Source organism: Streptomyces sp. CB01635, assembly GCF_002803065.1.
Lineage (GTDB): Bacteria > Actinomycetota > Actinomycetes > Streptomycetales > Streptomycetaceae > Streptomyces.
Genome location: NZ_NNBL01000005.1, coordinates 247852 through 264392, shown reverse-complemented (window position 1 = coordinate 264392; position 16541 = coordinate 247852). Strand labels below are relative to the sequence as shown.

Genomic DNA, 16541 nt, shown 5'->3' with positions numbered 1-16541 from the left:
CTGCGCGAGGAGGACCGGCCATGGAAGCCGCCGATGTGAACACCCCTGCCGACGACGGCTCACCAGGACGGGCGGGCTACCGGCGGTCGGCCGGGTCGCCGCGCGGCGAAGCCCGGCGGCGGGAACTCCTCGCCCTTGTCACCGAAGACCTCGCGGTCAACGGACTCGTGGACTTCTCGCTCCGGCGCGCGGCGCGAGCGGCCGGCACCACGCACAAGGTGTTGCTGTACCACTTCGACGGGGCCGACGACCTGCTCACGCAGGCGATCGTCCAGCTGCGCGAGCGGCGCATCGCGAAGGCGCTGGCCGCCGCCACCGAGGGCCACGACCGCAGGACGCTGGCGGACTGGGTGCGCGCGGTCTGGCCGATCCTCGTGGGGGAGGAGGCGCGTGTGCTCGACCAGGCCATCGGGCTGGCGATGTACGACCCGGACCGCCATGCGGCGCTGGGCCGCGAGGCGTCGCAGCAGTATCTGCCCACGCTGCTGTCCGTCTGTCCCCGGCACTGGTCCGACCGTCGCAAGCTCGAGGTCGCCGAGATGGTCCTCGCCACGCTCCGGGGCTTCCTGGTGGACGCGCGGACCAGCGGTGACGCCGAGGGAGTCGCAGCCGGGTTCGAGGCGCTGGCCCGCGCGCTGGAGCGGGAGGAGACGGCGGAGGCGTGACCGCGGCGCCTGGGCGGCCCCCAATCCTGCCGGACCCCGTGGGCGAGACCGTGGACAGGTTGTGAACCACGTGGTTCACTTTTGCTGAGGGTGCTTCTCGTCCACTCGGATCCACGCGGGTCCACTCGGAGGCCGGTCATGCGGATGTCCATGGAGCGGGAGAAAGTCCGTTTCCCCAGCGGCGGCACCGAATGTGCCGCGTGGCACTACCCGGGGACCAACGGCGCGTGTGTGGTCATGGCGGCCGGCGGCGGGGTGACCAAGGAGCCGGGCACCGACCCGTTCGCGGTGCGCTTCCACGCCGCCGGGTTCAGCGTCCTGGCCTTCGACTACCGGCGCCTCGGCGAAAGCGGGGGAGCGCCGCGCCAGATCCTGAACATCAGGGAGCAACTCGCCGACTGGCGGGCCGCGATCGCGTGCGCAGCCGCTCTGCCGGAGGTCGACCCCGCTCGGGTCGCGGCCTGGGGTTTCTCGGCTTCGGGCGGCCACATCTTCGAAGTGGCGGCGCGCGCACCGCAGTTGGCGGCGGCGATCGCTCAGACGCCGCTGGCCGACGGACCCGAGGCGTCGCGCAGGGCGATGACGTATCAGACGCCGTGGGGGATGCTCCGGCTCACCGTGAGGGGCCTGCTCGATGCCGCCGGTGGTCTCGTCGGACGCAGTCCCTTGCTGATGCCGCTCGCTGGTCCGCCCGGGACCGTGGCGGTGCTCACCACGCCGGACGGCAACGACGGAGACCGGGCGCTCAACCCCGGCAACCGCTACCCGCAGTGGCAGCAGGAGGTCGCCGCCCGCACGGCGCTGAGCCTCAGCTTCTACCGGCCTGGCCGGCAGGCTGCCAAGGCGCGGTGTCCCCTGCTGGTCGTCGTGTGCGACCAGGACCGGTCGGCCCTGCCGGGGCCGGCCGTCGCCGCGGCACGGCGAGCGCCGCAGGCCGAGGTGGTTCACCTGCCGGGAGGGCACTACGCACCCTTCATGGACGCGCACGAGCCGGCGGTTGAGGCCGAACTCACGTTTTTGCAGCGCCACTTGGTCGATGAGGCACCCGTCGGCGATGGTGTCGCGGCGACCGCTGACCCTTCAGTCCGGAGCCGGTCATGAGGGAGATCGAACTGTCCGCAGGGACCATCGAGTACGAGGACACGGGCGGACAGGCGGACGCGGACACCAAGGGCCCCACCGTCGTCTTCCTGCACGGCCTGATGATGGACGCCTCGCTCTGGGACGGGCCGATCGCGGAACTGTCCGGCGAGCACCGGTGCGTGGCGCCGACGCTGCCCCTCGGCGCACACCGCCGTGCGATGCGCGACGACACCGATCTGTCGCTGCCCGGCGTCGCCCGCCTCGTGGTCGAGTTCCTCGACAGGCTCGACCTGCGCGACGTCACCCTGGTCGGCAACGACACCGGCGGGGCGCTCGTTCAACTGGTCATCTCCGAGGGCGCAGCCGAGCGTGTGGGGCGCGTGGTGCTCGTCTCGTGCGAGGCATTCGACAACCTTCCACCGGGGCTGACCGGCAGGACGCTCGCTCTCGCGGGGAAGCTGCCGCCACGGATGTTCGGGCTGTTCATGCAGCAGATGCGGCTCGGCGCGGTACGGCGGCTGCCGGTCGCGTTCGGGTGGCTGACGAAACGGGGCGGCGCTGCGACCGGTCGGTGGATGAGGCCGGTCATCACACAGCCGGAGATCCGCCGAGATGCCGTACGGATGCTGCGCTCGGTGTTCGCCGACACGCGCATCCTGCTCAGGGCGGCGGAGCGCCTGCCGGCATTCGACCGGCCCGCGCTCGTCGTCTGGGCGGGCGACGACCGCGTGATGCCGGTCGACCACGGCCGGCGCCTCGCCGAACTCCTCCCGCACGGGCGGCTGGTCGAGATCGAGGACAGCTACACCCTCATCCCCCTGGACCAACCGACCGAACTGGCCTCGGCTGTACGGAAGTTCACGCGCGTACCCGACCCGGATCCGCGCTAGCGGCTCCCGACCCCACCCACCGGGGCCAATCCGCTTGCCATGATCGGCGCGCGGACCCGAGGATGACGCCATGCCCGCCTTCACCGCACCCGACGGCACCCGGCTCGCCTACCACGTCGTGGGGGAGGGTGAGCCGTTGATCTGCCTGCCCGGCGGGCCCATGCGCGCCTCCGCCTACCTCGGCGACCTCGGCGGGCTTGCGAAGCGGCGCCGCCTTGTCCTGCTGGACCTGCGCGGCACCGGCGACTCCGACGTCCCGGCCGACCCGTCCACGTACCGCTGCGACCGGCAGGTCGGTGACGTCGAGGCTCTCCGCGTCCAACTCGGCCTGGAGAGCGTCGATCTGCTCGCCCACTCGGCGGCCGGTGACCTCGCGCTGCTCTACGCGGCCAGGTACCCCCGGCGCGTCCGCACCCTCACCATGGTCACCGCCCGCGCACGCGCCCTCGGTGTCGACTTCACCACGGATCAGCGGCTCGAAGCGGCGGACCTGCGCGCGGACGAACCCTGGTTCGTCTCCGCACGCGACGCGCTCGGACGCGTCTGGGACGGCACCGCGACCGACGAGGACTTCGACGCGGCCGTCCCGTTCTTCTACGGGCGCTGGGACGCGGCCGCCGAGGCGCACGCCGCCGGCGAGGTCGAGCAGACCAACGAGGAGGCGGCGGACGTCTACGCGTCCCCCGGATCCTTCGACCCCGCCGCGGCCCGCGCCGCCCTGGCCGGGTGGGACGCGCGGGTCCTGGTCCTGGCGGGGGAGCGGGACGGCGGCCCGCTCCCCCGGGTCGCCGCCGCCATCGCGGAGCTGTTCCCGCGCGCCCAACTGGTCGTCCAGGACGGCGCGGGCCACTTCCCGTGGGTCGACGACCCCGATCGCTTCACGGAGACGGTGGCGTCGTTCCTGGGATAGCGGCCGCCATGTGTGCCGTGCCGCCCGCGCCCGCCGTGTCAGGATCGGTTCCATGATGTATCGCTGGGCGACCGAGGCCGACGCTCCCGCCATGGCCGCGCTCTTCGCCGCCAATCACCGCGACGCCCTGACGGAACAGCAGCGGGACGAGCAGGGCTTCGTGCAAGGGGGTTTCGACGCCGCCGCACTCCGCGGCATGGCCGCCGCCGGGACGCTCCTGGTCGCCGACGACGACGGGAAGGTGGCGGGTCTCCTCGCCCTCTCCGGCCCCGACGAACTGCCCGCGCCGCCGCCACCGGTCGTGGGTCTGCTCGCCGCGCAGGACACGCTGCGCTGGGAGGGCCGGCCGCTGAGCGAGGTGCGCTGGCTGCTCTACGGCCCTGTGGTCGTCGACGCGGCCTACCGGGGGCGCGGGGTGGCGCGTGGCCTGTTCACCATGGCTGTCGAGGCGGCCGCGGCGCGGGCCGACGCCGTGGTCGCGTTCATCGAGTCCACGAACCGGCCCTCCTGGCGCGTGCACGTGGACGGCTTCGGTATGCGGCCCCTGGGCGAGTACGTGGTGGACGGTCGCGCGTACAGCGCAGTCGCGGCGGCGGCGGTGCGTGCGCCGGGTGACGCCTGAGGGGGCCGGAGCAGGTCTATGACCGCCTGGTCCCAGACATCGGAGGTGTCGTGGCCAGGATCAGCGGGACGCCGTCGCACGGCAGCAGGCGCAGCTCGTCGTGGTCCGTGCCCTGTGCCGGTCCGGCCAGTACCGCCGCGAGGTCGGGGCCCTTGGTGAGGGAGCCGACGAGATGGCGGGGGTCCGTCGACGCGGCGACGCGGCCGCGCGCGTTCACCAGGCGGGCGGGACCCGGAAGGCGCTGGAGCAGCGGCACGACGACGGACTCGAAGCGCCGCAGGTAGACGTCGGCGGCGGCCACGCCCATGAAGTGGCCCCCGACCGTCACGGGCGCGGACAGCGTGAGGCTGTACTCGTCGGAGCAGAGGTAGTCGACGTAGGGGCCCGCGACCGCCCGCTGCCCGGTGTCGCGGGGCAGTGTGAACCAGTCCCAGTGGGTGTAGTCGGAGTATGCGGAGCGCTGCGGATCCAGGTCGAGCAGCAGCCGCTGCACGGATCCGTCCGCGGTCCGCTGCCACCACTCCAGCCACGCGGGTACGTCGTCGAGGAGACCGGGCGCCGCGACGAAGCCGATCCCCGAGACCAGGTCGTAGCGGTCGAGCCGGGTGTGCAGTCCGGGGCGCAGCGCGGTCAGGTCGTCCGTGGCCGGGCGGCGGCCCTCGGCGGCGACGGAGGAAAGTACCGACTCGATGTCCGCGGCGGTGGCGCCGACGGCGTCGAAGACCCCTTCGAGCGCGTCTCGGACGCGGGCGGCCGCGTCGGCTGCCGACAGGTCGTCAAGCAGCGCCGATCCGGCGTGTGCGGGACGGGGGTTGCTGCCCATCGGGGGCCTCCTTCGGGCGGGGACCGCTCGCGTCGCCTGCCGGGCCGAGGCGGAGTTCGATCAGGCGCGCCATGGAGGTCTGCACGCACTGTTCAGCCAGGGCCCTGGCACGGTCGTCCGCCCCATCATGCACGGCCGAGATCACGGCGCGGTGACGGTCCGCGGCGTCCGCGAGGAGGTCGTCGTCGTGCAGCACCAGCCGCAGCAGCGCCCCGACTTCGGTCTGCAGAGTGACTTCTTCCCTGGTCAGACGGGCGGACTGGGCGGCGGCGGCCAGCTCGACATGGAAGCGACCGTAGATGCGGCTGCGGGCCCCCGATTCCTTGGCGTCCATCAACTCTCCCAAAGACCTCTGCAGTTGCCGCAGATCGGCGGGCTCCGTGCGCCGGGCCGCGAGGCGGGCGGCGGCGCCGGAGACGGCGGCCCAGTGGTCGGCGAGATCGCGCAGTTCCTCGGTGCTCCAGTCGGCGAGGCGGGCGAGGAGCCGGTCCTCGGCGGGGCCGTCGGGGACGGTGACGAAGCTGCCGCCGCCGCGTCCTCTGCGGGTGGTGACCAGGCCGCGCTGCCGCAGCGCCATGAGGGCCTCGCGCAGGGTCACGGTGGAGACGCCGAGCTGGGCGGCGAGGTCGCTCTCGCCGGGCAGCTGCTCACCGTCGGCGAGCAGCCCGAGGTCGATGGCGTCACCGAGCCGCCGCACGACGGCGTCCACACGGGCAAGCGTGTCGACGGGTGTGAAGACGGCTCTTCGGACGCCGGTTTTGTCTCGGTTCACGGTCACCACCTTGCCACTTGGCACAGCCTTTACCTTAGCGGGGCCTTGAAATTAGAACTATGACTTCATATGTTTACGGCCAACTCCCGACAGCACCAGAAAGGTTCCCGCCCATGGAGGGAATGGCCATCCGGCTGCAGAGCCTGCGCAAGTCCTTCGGCAGGACGGAGGCCGTGGCCGGGGTCGACCTGGAGATCGCGGACGGCGAGTTCTTCTCGATGCTGGGGCCGTCCGGCTCGGGCAAGACCACGGTGCTCCGGATGATCGCGGGCTTCGAGGCCCCGACCGCCGGAACCATCGAGCTCGCGGGCGCCGACGTCACCCGCCGTGCCCCCTTCGAGCGTGACGTGCACACCGTGTTCCAGGACTACGCCCTGTTCCCGCACATGACCCTGGAGCAGAACGTCGCCTACAGCCTCAAGGTCCGCAAGGTGCCCAAGGCCGAGCGCCTCGCGCGGGCCAGGGAGGCACTGGCGAGCGTGCAGCTCGAAGGGTTCGGCGGGCGCCGGCCCTCCCAGCTGTCCGGCGGCCAGCGTCAGCGCGTGGCCCTGGCTCGCGCCCTCGTCGGCCGCCCGAAGGTGCTGCTCCTCGACGAGCCGCTGGGCGCCCTCGACCTCAAGCTCCGCGAGCAGATGCAGGTCGAACTCAAGGCGATCCAGCGCGAGATCGGCATCACGTTCGTCTTCGTCACGCACGACCAGGAGGAGGCGCTGACGATGAGCGACCGCATCGCGGTCTTCAACCAGGGCCGCGTCGAGCAGGTCGGCACCCCGGCCCAGATATACGAGCGTCCCGCCACCCCCTTCGTCGCGGGCTTCGTCGGCACCTCGAATCTCCTGTCCGGAGACGCGGCGGAGCAGGTCGTGGGGGACCGGGGGACGTACAGCATCCGCCCGGAGAAGATCCATGTGCTCAAGGAGTCCGCCGCCGCCGAGCCGGAGCACGCGAGCGCGACCGGCACCGTCGCGGAGGTCGTCTATCTGGGCGACGCGACCCGGTTCCTCGTCGACCTCGATGCCGGGGGCCGCCTCACCGCCCTCCAGCAGAACCTCGAGACGTCGTCCGAGGACGTGGCCGCCCTGCGCGGCTCCCGGGTCAGACTCCAGTGGCACCGGCGGCACAACTTCCAGGTGCCCGAGGCGAGTTGACCCCCGGCCCGTCGCGTTCCTGACGCACACGCACACGCACGCGTCCCCGCAGCCCCCGTACGACCGTTATCGCCTGCCCGCCCGTCCCCTCACCGTGGAGATCCCCGTGCGACTGACCCGAACATCCCGAGCGGTGGCCGCGCTCGGCGCCCTGCTCCTCGCCTCCGCCTGCGGTTCCTCGGACACCGCCGGATCCTCGCCCGGCGGCAGCGACTTCACCCCGCCGAAGCTCTCCGCGCAGAAAACCCTCGGCAAGACGGAGGGCCAGGTCAACCTGATCGCGTGGGCCGGCTACGCCGAGGACGGCTCGAACGACCCGAAGGTCGACTGGGTCACCGACTTCGAGAAGCAGACCGGCTGCCAGGTCAACACCAAGACCGCGGGCACGTCCGACGAGATGGTCAACCTGATGAAGACCGGCCAGTACGACGCGGTCTCCGCGTCCGGCGACGCGTCGCTGCGGCTGATCGCCTCGGGTGACGCGGCCCCCGTGAACACCAAGCTGGTGCCCAACTACAAGGACGTCTTCGCCGGACTGAAGAACCAGCAGTGGAACTCGGTCAAGGGTGTCGCCTACGGCATCCCGCACGGCCGCGGCGCCAACCTCCTGATGTACAACACCAAGAAGGTCTCCCCGGCGCCCGACTCCTGGTCCGCGGTCTTCGACCAGGCCTCGGCCCACAAGGGGAAGGTCACCGCGTACGACTCGCCGATCTACCTCGCGGACGCCGCCCTGTACCTGATGAAGTCCAAGCCGTCCCTCGGAATCAAGGACCCGTACGCCCTGGACCAGAAGCAGTTCGACGCGGCGGTCGCCCTGCTCAAGGCGCAGAACTCCAACGTCGGCGAGTACTGGAGCGACTACCTCAAGGAGGTCTCCGCGTTCAAGAGCGGCGACTCCGTCGTCGGCACCAGCTGGCAGGTGATCCTCAACACCGCCCAGGCGGAGAAGGTCCCCGTGAAGGGCGTCCTGCCCAAGGAGGGCGCCACCGGCTGGTCCGACACGTGGATGCTCTCCGCCAAGGCCAAGCACCCCAACTGCGCCTACAAGTGGATGGACTGGATCATCTCGCCCAAGGCCAACGCCCAGGTCGCCGAGTACTTCGGCGAAGCGCCGGCCAACGCGAAGGCCTGTGACCTGACGGCCGACAAGAACCATTGCGCCACCTACCACGCGGCCGACGAGGCCTACTGGAAGAACGTCCACTTCTGGACCACGCCCATCGCCCAGTGCATCGACGGCCGCACGGACACCAAGTGCGTCCCGTACGCCAAGTGGGTCCAGGCCTGGACCGAGATCAAGGGCTAGGACCTGCCGCCGATGACCGACACCGCGCCTGCCGCCGGACCCGTCCGGCGGCTCGCCGGGGCCCTGTACCGCCGCCCCCGGCTACAGCTGTCCCTGCTGCTCTCCGCACCACTGGCCTGGCTCGTCCTGGCCTATCTCGGCTCGCTCACCGTCCTGTTCCTGTCCGCGTTCTGGACCACGGACTCCTTCACCTCGAACGTCGTGAAGATCTGGAACACGGACAATTTCACCGCCCTCCTCACCACCGACGTCTACCGGCAGGTGGCCCTGCGCAGCGTCGGCGTCGCCCTCGCGGTCACCGCGCTGTGCGTGCTCGTCGCGTTCCCGATCGCGTTCTACACGGCCCGCATCGCGAACCCCCGGTGGCGGCCCCTTCTCGTCGTCGCCATCCTCACCCCGCTGTGGGCCAGCTACCTCGTCAAGGCGTACGCCTGGCGGCTCATCCTCGCCCAAGGCGGCCTGCTGGACTGGGTGTTGGGGCCGCTCGGCATCAAGGGTCCGGGCTACGGCCTCACTGCCACCGTCCTCGTCCTGACCTATCTGTGGCTGCCGTACATGATCCTGCCGATCCACGCCGGACTCGAACAGCTCCCGGACAGCCTCCTCGACGCCTCCGCCGACCTCGGCGCCCGCACGGGCCGCACCTTCCGCTCCGTCGTCCTGCCGATGATCCTTCCGTCCGTCGCGGCCGGCTCGGTCTTCACGTTCTCGCTCAGCCTCGGCGACTACATCGCCGTACAGATCGTCGGCGGCAAGACCCAGCTGATCGGCAACCTCATCTACTCCAACATCACCCTCGACCTGCCACTCGCCGCCGCGCTCGGCACCGTGCCCGTGGTGATCATCGTGCTCTACCTGCTCGCGGTACGCCGTACAGGAGCCCTCAGCAGCCTGTGACGCCCGGAGCCCTCCTCTGAAGCCCCTGACGTCCCGGGCCGCCGCCCGCCCCCGCCGACCCTCCGGATCACGCACAGCGAAGGTCCCTCCGATGAATCTCTCCCGCCCCGCGCGCATCACCCTGCGCATCGCCGCCGCGCTCGGCTTCGCGGTGATCTACGTGCCCCTACTCCTGGTCCTCGTCAACTCCCTCAACCCGGACCGCAGTTCGGGCTGGCCGCCGCCCGGGCTCACCTTCGGCTGGTGGGCCGACGCCTGGCACAGCTCCGGCGCCCGCGACGCGCTCTGGACGTCGGTCAAGGCAGGGCTCGGCGCGACCGCCATCGCCCTCGTCCTCGGCACGCTCATCGCCTTCGCGTGCCAGCGCTACAGGTTCTTCGGACGCGACGCCATCTCCTTCGTCGTCGTCCTGCCGATCGCGTTGCCCGGTATCGTCACCGGCGTCGCGCTCAACACCGCGTTCCGCACGGTCCTCGAACCGCTCGGCGTCGGCCTCGGCCTGTTCACCGTCATCGTCGGCCACGCCACGTTCTGCATCGTGGTGGTCTTCAACAACGTCATCGCCCGGCTGCGGCGCATGCCGGGGTCGTACGAAGAGGCCGCGATGGATCTCGGGGCGCACAGCTTCCGCACGTATCTCGACATCACGTTCCCGCTGGTGCGCTCCGCACTGGTGGCTGGTGGGCTGCTCGCCTTCGCCCTCTCCTTCGACGAGATCGTCGTGACGACCTTCACCGCCGGACCCGCCATCCAGACACTGCCCGTCTGGATCTTCTCGAACATGGCGCGCCCGCAGCAGGCCCCCGTCGTCAACGTCGTCGCCGCCGTCCTCGTCCTGCTGTCCGTCATCCCGATCTACCTCGCCCAGCGTCTGTCCTCGGACACCGCGTCCGGGAGCCGGATCTGACCCGGGCGTCGCGGGCACCCGTTGCCCGCTTGGGAAGGCGCATCGTCCGGCCGTGGTGTTCGATTGCGGTGTGAGGCACAACAAGCCGCTGGACGATCCGCTCGCCGCGCTCCTGGACCGCGTCCGCATCCGGCTGCGCGACCTCACCGACGGCGAGCCGGCCTCGTACATCCCGGAGCTGAGCAGAGCCGACCCCGACCTGTTCGGACTGAGCCTGTGCGCGCTCGACGGGCAGGTCTACAGCTGCGGCGACAGTGAGGTGCCGTTCACCGTCCAGTCCGTGTCCAAGCCCTTCGTCTTCGCGCTCGCACTCGCGGACCAGGGCCTGGAGGACGTCCTGGCGCGCGTGGGCGCCGAGCCGAGCGGTGAGGGGTTCAGCTCGATCCGCCTCGAACCCGGCACCGGACGCCCGCCCAACCCGATGGTCAACGCCGGTGCCATCGTGACCAGTTCACTGGTCGCGGGAGCGAACCCCGACGAGCGCATCGGCCGCATCCTGGCCGGACTGGGAGCCTTCGCGGGCCGGGACCTGACCGTCGACGAAGCGGTGTTCGCATCCGAGCGCTCCACCGGAGACCGCAACCGCGCCCTCGCCTACCTCATGCACAACGCGGGATCGCTCACCGGCGACGTGGAAGAGCAGCTCGCGGTCTACTTCCGACAGTGCTCCGTGCTCGTGACCTGCGACGACCTCGCCGTGATGCACGCGACGCTGGCCGGCGGCGGCACGAACCCGCTCACCGGCGAGCGCGTCGTCGCCTCCCGCCATGCCCAGCATGTGCTCGCCGTCATGGCCACCTGCGGGATGTACGACGCCTCGGGGCAGTGGATGCTGCGCGTGGGCCTGCCGGCGAAGAGCGGCGTCTCGGGCGGGATCGGCGTGGCGCTGCCCGGCCAGTTCGGCATCGGCGTGTTCAGCCCGCCCCTCGACGAGAAGGGCAACAGCGTCCGCGCCATCGCCGCCTGCCACCTCCTGTCGGAGCAGTTCGGGCTGCACCTCATGCGCGCCACCGGCAGCAGCGGACGCCCCCTGCCACCCCGCTCCCTCGACCCGGGTCCGCTGCGCTCGCTGCGCCACCGCCCCCGCGACCAGCGCGCCGCACTCGACGAACGACCCGACCGCATCCGGGTCCACGTCCTCCAGGGCGACCTGGACTTCGCCACCGCCGAACAGACCCTGCGCGCGGCCCGCGACCTCCCGAAGGCCGCCCGCTGGTTCGTTCTGGACCTCGCCCGGGTCGGCCGCATCGAACCCGTCGCGGCCGACCTCCTGCGCGCCCTCGGCCACGACCTGCGCGAACGCGGGATCCGCATGGTGATCGCCGACCCGTCGGCCCGACCCGTGACGCACACCAAGGACGAGTTCGCCGACCTAGGTCGCGCCATCGAATCCTGCGAGGACGAACTCCTGACCGGCCTCGGACTCGACCCCTCCGTGCCGGTTCCCCTGACGGACAGCGACCTGTTCGGGAGGGCCGGCGAGCAGGCCGCGCAGGCCGTCTTCGACTGCTTCGGCACCATGTCCCTGTCCGCGGGCCAGGCCGTCGAGCCACCCCGCGCGGAGCCCGTGGTCCTCTGGTACGTGGAGTCGGGGCGCCTGGCCGTGTGCGCCCACAGCTCACGGCCCACACCCGCGGGCCGCACCTGGTCCGCCGGGCCGGGCGCGGCCCTCACCCCTGCGGACTTCCACGCCCGCCTCGGCGAGCGCGTCATGGCCGAGGAGGACTCGGTGTGCCGCACCCTTACCGCGGCCGGACTGCTGCGGCTGCGCACGGCCGTCCCCGCGGCGGCCGCGTTCCTGGAGCGCAGCCCGCTCGACGGGGCGGAGACGGTGGACCGGCCCGAGGGCGCCTGAAGCGCGCCAAGGCGCGGCAGTCATGCGGGAGTTGAGCGACGGAGCGCCCGAATCCGCCCCGCCGTTTCGGTCAGCTGTCGGCCGTCGTGTCGGCGGGCATCGCGCCGGACTTGTCGACGACGGTGCGGCGCAGGATCGCGTTCGTACCCGCCGGCTTCATGCCCTTGCCGTCCTTGTCCAGATACGAGCGTGAGCCGAGGTAGGTGAGGCTCTCGCTGTCGAAGATCCACTCGCTGCGGCTCGCGGACCTGGCGTCCTGGCGGGCGATGCCGACCCCGTGGCGCCCCGCGGCGTCGACCGCGTCGGGAATCCGCTTGATCCCGGGGATCCGCGCGACGGCCTTGTAGAGCGCCGCGGCGTTCTTCGGCGGCATCACCGTCTCGTCGAGGAGGGACCCGATCCTCTCGAAGACGGCCTGGTCCCTGGACTCGCGGCCCGTGGCCCTGGTCCCGGTGTAGAGCTCGTCGAGGAGCCGGTCCGGGTCGGTGGGCAGCGAGGCCAGCCAGGCGTACGTCGGCCGGTCGAGGCCGGGAGCAAGCGCGTCGGCCGACTCGTAGGGGAGCCGCTGCCCCGACATCGGAACGCCCTTGCCGGTTTCCATGATGGTGCCGAGGCGCTTCACCGGCTTGGACGTCTGTGCCATCCAGGCCTCGCGCCGGTGCGGGGCGCCGAGTTCGACCGGCCCGGCGAACGTGCCTTCGTTCGAGCGGACGGTGCTGCGTACGTACACGTACTGGCCGTCCTTGACCGGTGTGGTGTCCGTCCTGAGCGAGGCGTCGGCGATCTGGTCCAGCAGGACGGTGGCTCCGCTGTCGGCCGCCGGTGCGTGGGCTACGGGCGTCGCGCCGTGGTCGTCGCCGACGAACGTCAGGGTGGCGGCCAGCGCGCCGGTCAGAGCGAGAGCCGCTACGGGCACGGCCACCGCGGGGCGCAGGAAGCGTCGGCGGGCGGTGACGCTTTCCTGGTGACGCGGCGGACTGGTGGGTGCGACGCTCTCGTGGTGGCGGTCGATCTGCTGCATCAGGATGTCCTTGTGGTGGCGGTGTCGCCCCCGCGGCAGATCCCATTCGGGCGCCTCGGGCAGAAGCCGGGATACCTCCTGGGCCTTTTTGCGGTCACTCCCGGACGGGTGTGCTGCGTTCATCGGGCTTCCTCCCGAAGGGGCAGGGCCGCGAACGCGGCCTCACTCGATACCTCTCCGCGACCGGGGCGCGGTTCCGGTGTTTCGTGCTGACTCAGCTGCTGCAGTTTGGCGCGCGCCCGGGACAGCCGCGAGCGGACCGTGCCCACGGGGACGCCCAACGCGTCCGCCGCCTGCGCATAGTCGAGCCCGGCCCAGACACACAGGGCGATCACGTCCCGCTCGGGGCGCCGCAACTTGGCCAACGAGCCGTGGATACGGGCGAGTTGGCGGGCGTCGTCGATACGGCCGGCCGTCTCCTCCGCGAAGTCGTCCACGTCGGCTGCGGCGGGCTGGCGGGCCAGGAAGGCCAGCCGGCGCCGTACACCGCGCCGGGCGTTGTGCGCCTTGTTGGTCGCGATGCCGTAGAGCCAGGGCCCGAGCGGTGCGTCGGCATCGGAGTCGAGACGCTCCCTGGTCGCCCACGCGGTCAGGAACGTGTCGGACATGATCTCTTCGGCGAGCGACCAGTCGCCGGTCAGACGCAGGGCGTGGTTGTAGATCGCCCGCGCGTACTCCTCATAGAGGTCGGCGAACGCCTCGCGGTCCCCTGCCCGGATCCGTCCACGCATCCGCACTCCTTCTCATCGCGCTTCACATCCGGTACCTCTCCGCACCCCAGCACGCGTTCCGGTGACCTGCGCCACACCAGCAACTCGCGGTGGACGCACCCCTGGTGGCCATCCCGGAGGCGGGATCCGGGATGGCCCGGGCCGCACCCTGAGATCGCGCTCACGGCCTGTCGCCGTCCTGCCCGCGATGCCAGTGTCGATGACTGATCCGCCCCACGTTCCACTACCGGTGAGGGAGCCGCATGAGCGATATGACGGACCGTCCGACACGGCGGTCGGTGCTGTCGGTGATGGGTGCGGCCGCGCTCGCGGCGGCCACGGCGGGGACGGCTACGGCAGATGCGCGTACGGCTGCCGCAGCCACCGCCGGTAGGCAAGGAGTCGCCGCGCGCCCGATCGGCCGGGTCCGGTTGACCCTGCCCGCACCGGCTGGGCGGGCAACTGTCGGCACGACTCAGCTGCATCTGGTCGACCACTCGCGCGAGGATCCGTGGACCTCGCCCCGGTCGTCCCGGTCGACACACTCGCCCCGGGAACTGATGGTGAGCCTCTGGTACCCGGCCCGCCCCACGCACGGCCGCGCACGCGCTCCCTGGCTCCCGCCCAAGGCGTCGGCGTTGTACAAACAGCAAGTGAGCGAACAGCTTCACACGTCCCTGGACACCGTGGATCTGCCGCTCACGCACGCGTACACGGGCGCCGCCGTCGAGGTGTCCGGCCATGGACTGCCGGTCGTGCTCTTCGCCCCGGGATACCGCGCGCAGCGCGCCCTCGGCACCGCGCTGGTCGAGGACCTGGCCAGTCGAGGCTATGCGGTCGTCACCATCGACCACACGCACGAGAGCGACATCGTGGAGTTCCCGGGAGGCCGTCTCGAACTGGGCCGGCAGCCGGCCCGGCCGACCGACGGCGACATCGCGAAGGCGCTGCGGGTCCGCCAGGACGACACCAGGTTCGTGCTGGACGAGCTGGCCCGCCTGAACGCGGGGAGAAATCCCGACGCCGAGGGCCGCCCGCTGCCACACGGCCTGTGCGGCTCGCTCGACCTGGGCCGGACCGGCATGTTCGGGCACTCGCTCGGCGGGGACACGGCGGCGGAGGCCATGGCGGCGGATCACCGCATCATGGCGGGCGCCGACCTGGACGGCAGTATCAACGGGTCTGTCGCCACCACGGGCCTCGACCGGCCCTTCCTGCTGATGAGCAACGCGAGCCACGGACGCGAGAACGACCCGTCCTGGGAGGAGTTCTGGTCGCATCTGCGTGGCTGGCGCCGGAGCCTGCGCCTGCGCGCGTCCGGACACCAGTCCTACACCGACCTGTCCCCGCTGATGCAACAGCTGGACAGAGCGCTTCCGCTTCCGCCCGAGGTGGTCGACGCCATGACCGATGCCATCGGCACGATCACCGCGCACCGCGCTGTCGCTGCCGAGCGGGCTTATCTGGGCGCCTTCTTCGACCTTCACCTGCGGTGCCGGGACAGCCGTCTCCTGTCCGGGCCGTCCCTGCGCTTCCCCGAGATCGAATTCGTGCCCTGACAGGTCCGAGGTGAGGCCGGGGAGGTCGGTCAGGTGGGGCGGTCAGGAACGCTGGTCGCCGGACTGCTCGGCGCGCTGAGCGTTCCGCTCCTTGATACGGACGGCTTCCTTGCGGACCGCAGCCTGGGTGGCACGCTCCTGCTGGAGCCACTCGGGGCTCTCGGTCTTCAGTGCCTCGATCTGCTCCGTGGTGAGCGCCTCGGTGATCCCGCCACGGGCGAGACCCGAGATGGAGATGCCGAGCTTGGACGCGACGACGGGCCGGGGGTGCGGGCCGTTGAGCCGCAGCTCCTTGAGCCACTCGGGCGGATCGGCCTGCAGCGCGTTGAGCTCGCTGCGCGAGACGACACCCTCCTGGAACTCGGCGGGGGTGGCCTCGAGGTGCACACCCAGCTTCTTGGCCGCGGTCGCGGGCTTCATGGTCTGGGTGGTCTGGTGCGACGTCATGGTGTCAAGGGTATCGACTGTGTGCGATACCTCCGACCACGACCGGTAACCTGGCGGAGTGACAGGCTCGGATGTATCCCCTTCGTTCCGGCTCGCGTATGTCCCGGGAGTGACGCCCACCAAGTGGGTGCGGATCTGGAACGAGCGGCTGCCCGGCGTTCCGCTGACCCTCGTCGCGACGCCCGCCGACGAGGCATCCGACGTATTGCGAGACCGTGGGGCGGACGCCGGCCTTGTGCGGCTGCCGGTGGACCGGACCGTGCTCAGCGCGATCCCCCTCTACGTCGAGACGACCGTCGTGGTGATCCCCAAGGACCACGTCGTGGCCGCGGTCGACGAGGTGTCCCTTGAGGATCTGGACGACGAGACCGTGCTGCACCCCCTCGACGACACCCTCGCCTGGGAGCAGCTTCCCGGTGAGCCCGCGTTCGAGCGCCCGGCGACGACGGCGGACGCCGTAGAGCTGGTGGCCGCCGGGATCGGTGTGCTGATGGTCCCGCAGTCGCTCGCCCGCCTGCACCACCGCAAGGACCTCACCTACCGACCTGTTACCGACGCCCCCGAGTCCCAGGTCGCGCTGTCGTGGCCGGAGGACGAGACCACCGACCTGGTGGAGGAGTTCATCGGCATCGTCCGCGGGCGGACGGTCAACAGCTCACGCGGCCGTACGGCGACCCCGCCGCAGGCCAAGGCCGCGCGTACCGACAAGAGCGGGGCGGCGCGACAGAAGCCGGCCGCCGGTAGGAACCCGCGGAGCGGCGGCGCCAAGGGCGGCGCCAAACCCGGGCCGAAGGGCGCTGCAAAGGGCGGCTCCAAGGGCGGCCCCAAGCGCGGGAAGCCGCGCCGCAAGCCGTAGTAGCGACAGGGGCCGCGGCCACCGATATTCCGTTGCCCCGTACGTCTTCCGGGCGTGATGATCCCTG

At 71.4% G+C, this 16541-nt stretch carries 17 protein-coding genes; 12 read left to right on the top strand and 5 right to left on the bottom strand.

The genetic code is table 11. From position 1 onward, the window contains the following. Positions 1-20 precede the first annotated feature (20 nt). The 5 genes from CG723_RS18600 to CG723_RS18580 all read left to right on the top strand — a co-directional run bounded on the left by CG723_RS18600 (position 21) and on the right by CG723_RS18580 (position 4170). On the top strand, positions 21-665 hold the full coding sequence (locus CG723_RS18600) for a TetR family transcriptional regulator (protein WP_100594551.1): 645 nt from the start codon (positions 21-23) through the stop codon (positions 663-665). Between the two features lie 138 nt (positions 666-803). Continuing rightward, a complete protein-coding gene (locus CG723_RS18595; protein WP_100594550.1) occupies positions 804-1766 on the top strand; it encodes an alpha/beta hydrolase in 963 nt (320 codons plus the stop codon). Then, complete coding sequence (locus CG723_RS18590) at positions 1763-2638, top strand: alpha/beta fold hydrolase (RefSeq protein ID WP_100594549.1); 876 nt, start codon at positions 1763-1765, stop codon at positions 2636-2638. The genes CG723_RS18595 and CG723_RS18590 overlap by 4 nt, the downstream gene beginning before the upstream one ends. 70 nt (positions 2639-2708) lie before the next feature. Further along, positions 2709-3548 (top strand): alpha/beta fold hydrolase, encoded by an 840-nt coding sequence (locus CG723_RS18585; RefSeq protein ID WP_100594548.1) that lies wholly within the window; start codon positions 2709-2711, stop codon positions 3546-3548. Between the two features lie 52 nt (positions 3549-3600). Beyond that, a complete protein-coding gene (locus CG723_RS18580) occupies positions 3601-4170 on the top strand; it encodes a GNAT family N-acetyltransferase (RefSeq protein ID WP_100594547.1) in 570 nt (189 codons plus the stop codon). Positions 4171-4186: 16 nt separating this feature from the next. Here the strand turns inward: CG723_RS18580 and CG723_RS18575 are convergent, their stop codons facing one another. Together CG723_RS18575 and CG723_RS18570 are read right to left on the bottom strand one after the other, a co-directional pair. Continuing rightward, the gene (locus tag CG723_RS18575) at positions 4187-4993 is read right to left on the bottom strand and encodes a cache domain-containing protein (protein ID WP_234374377.1); all 807 of its coding nucleotides are present in this window, start codon (positions 4991-4993) and stop codon (positions 4187-4189) included. Beyond that, positions 4947-5771, bottom strand: coding sequence for a FadR/GntR family transcriptional regulator (locus tag CG723_RS18570; protein ID WP_100594546.1), 825 nt, complete (start codon positions 5769-5771; stop codon positions 4947-4949). The genes CG723_RS18575 and CG723_RS18570 overlap by 47 nt, the downstream gene beginning before the upstream one ends. 107 nt (positions 5772-5878) lie before the next feature. Between CG723_RS18570 and CG723_RS18565 the strand changes: the two genes are divergently transcribed. The 5 genes from CG723_RS18565 to glsA all read left to right on the top strand — a co-directional run bounded on the left by CG723_RS18565 (position 5879) and on the right by glsA (position 11881). Then, a complete protein-coding gene (locus CG723_RS18565) occupies positions 5879-6913 on the top strand; it encodes an ABC transporter ATP-binding protein (RefSeq protein ID WP_100594545.1) in 1035 nt (344 codons plus the stop codon). A gap of 106 nt (positions 6914-7019) precedes the next feature. After that, positions 7020-8222, top strand: a complete 1203-nt coding sequence (locus CG723_RS18560) for an ABC transporter substrate-binding protein (RefSeq protein ID WP_100594544.1) — start codon at positions 7020-7022, stop codon at positions 8220-8222. A 12-nt stretch (positions 8223-8234) separates the two neighbouring features. Then, the gene (locus CG723_RS18555; RefSeq protein WP_100594543.1) at positions 8235-9119 is read left to right on the top strand and encodes an ABC transporter permease; all 885 of its coding nucleotides are present in this window, start codon (positions 8235-8237) and stop codon (positions 9117-9119) included. A gap of 91 nt (positions 9120-9210) precedes the next feature. Then, positions 9211-10026 carry an ABC transporter permease gene (locus CG723_RS18550; protein ID WP_100594542.1) on the top strand — a complete coding sequence of 272 codons (816 nt, stop codon included), beginning with the start codon at positions 9211-9213 and terminating at the stop codon, positions 10024-10026. A 70-nt stretch (positions 10027-10096) separates the two neighbouring features. Next, positions 10097-11881 carry a glutaminase A gene (gene glsA, locus CG723_RS18545; RefSeq protein ID WP_159032482.1) on the top strand — a complete coding sequence of 595 codons (1785 nt, stop codon included), beginning with the start codon at positions 10097-10099 and terminating at the stop codon, positions 11879-11881. Between the two features lie 70 nt (positions 11882-11951). Here glsA and CG723_RS18540 read toward each other — a convergent pair whose 3' ends face one another. Together CG723_RS18540 and CG723_RS18535 are read right to left on the bottom strand one after the other, a co-directional pair. Next, positions 11952-13025 (bottom strand): CU044_5270 family protein, encoded by a 1074-nt coding sequence (locus CG723_RS18540; protein WP_100594540.1) that lies wholly within the window; start codon positions 13023-13025, stop codon positions 11952-11954. Beyond that, positions 13022-13633, bottom strand: coding sequence for an RNA polymerase sigma factor (locus tag CG723_RS18535; protein WP_100594539.1), 612 nt, complete (start codon positions 13631-13633; stop codon positions 13022-13024). The genes CG723_RS18540 and CG723_RS18535 overlap by 4 nt, the downstream gene beginning before the upstream one ends. A gap of 242 nt (positions 13634-13875) precedes the next feature. Here CG723_RS18535 and CG723_RS18530 point away from each other — a divergent pair, with 242 nt between their 5' ends. Beyond that, positions 13876-15171, top strand: coding sequence for an alpha/beta hydrolase family protein (locus tag CG723_RS18530; protein WP_442802568.1), 1296 nt, complete (start codon positions 13876-13878; stop codon positions 15169-15171). A 42-nt stretch (positions 15172-15213) separates the two neighbouring features. Here the strand turns inward: CG723_RS18530 and CG723_RS18525 are convergent, their stop codons facing one another. Beyond that, entirely contained in the window at positions 15214-15618 is a 405-nt protein-coding gene (locus tag CG723_RS18525) for a DUF5997 family protein (protein WP_100594538.1), read from the bottom strand. A 58-nt stretch (positions 15619-15676) separates the two neighbouring features. Between CG723_RS18525 and CG723_RS18520 the strand changes: the two genes are divergently transcribed. After that, positions 15677-16474 (top strand): LysR family substrate-binding domain-containing protein, encoded by a 798-nt coding sequence (locus tag CG723_RS18520; RefSeq protein ID WP_100594537.1) that lies wholly within the window; start codon positions 15677-15679, stop codon positions 16472-16474. Positions 16475-16541: the final 67 nt, after the last annotated feature.

Excerpts from the sequence above, each read along its gene's own strand:
- CG723_RS18600 (WP_100594551.1), top strand. The coding sequence starts at position 21 with ATGGAAGCCGCCGATGTGAACACCCCTGCCGACGACGGCTCACCAGGA.
- CG723_RS18595 (WP_100594550.1), top strand. The coding sequence starts at position 804 with ATGCGGATGTCCATGGAGCGGGAGAAAGTCCGTTTCCCCAGCGGCGGC.
- CG723_RS18590 (WP_100594549.1), top strand. The coding sequence starts at position 1,763 with ATGAGGGAGATCGAACTGTCCGCAGGGACCATCGAGTACGAGGACACG.
- CG723_RS18585 (WP_100594548.1), top strand. The coding sequence starts at position 2,709 with ATGCCCGCCTTCACCGCACCCGACGGCACCCGGCTCGCCTACCACGTC.
- CG723_RS18580 (WP_100594547.1), top strand. The coding sequence starts at position 3,601 with ATGATGTATCGCTGGGCGACCGAGGCCGACGCTCCCGCCATGGCCGCG.
- CG723_RS18575 (WP_234374377.1), bottom strand. The coding sequence starts at position 4,993 with ATGGGCAGCAACCCCCGTCCCGCACACGCCGGATCGGCGCTGCTTGAC.
- CG723_RS18565 (WP_100594545.1), top strand. The coding sequence starts at position 5,879 with ATGGAGGGAATGGCCATCCGGCTGCAGAGCCTGCGCAAGTCCTTCGGC.
- CG723_RS18555 (WP_100594543.1), top strand. The coding sequence starts at position 8,235 with ATGACCGACACCGCGCCTGCCGCCGGACCCGTCCGGCGGCTCGCCGGG.
- CG723_RS18550 (WP_100594542.1), top strand. The coding sequence starts at position 9,211 with ATGAATCTCTCCCGCCCCGCGCGCATCACCCTGCGCATCGCCGCCGCG.
- CG723_RS18540 (WP_100594540.1), bottom strand. The coding sequence starts at position 13,025 with ATGAACGCAGCACACCCGTCCGGGAGTGACCGCAAAAAGGCCCAGGAG.
- CG723_RS18535 (WP_100594539.1), bottom strand. The coding sequence starts at position 13,633 with ATGCGTGGACGGATCCGGGCAGGGGACCGCGAGGCGTTCGCCGACCTC.
- CG723_RS18530 (WP_442802568.1), top strand. The coding sequence starts at position 13,876 with ATGAGCGATATGACGGACCGTCCGACACGGCGGTCGGTGCTGTCGGTG.
- CG723_RS18525 (WP_100594538.1), bottom strand. The coding sequence starts at position 15,618 with ATGACGTCGCACCAGACCACCCAGACCATGAAGCCCGCGACCGCGGCC.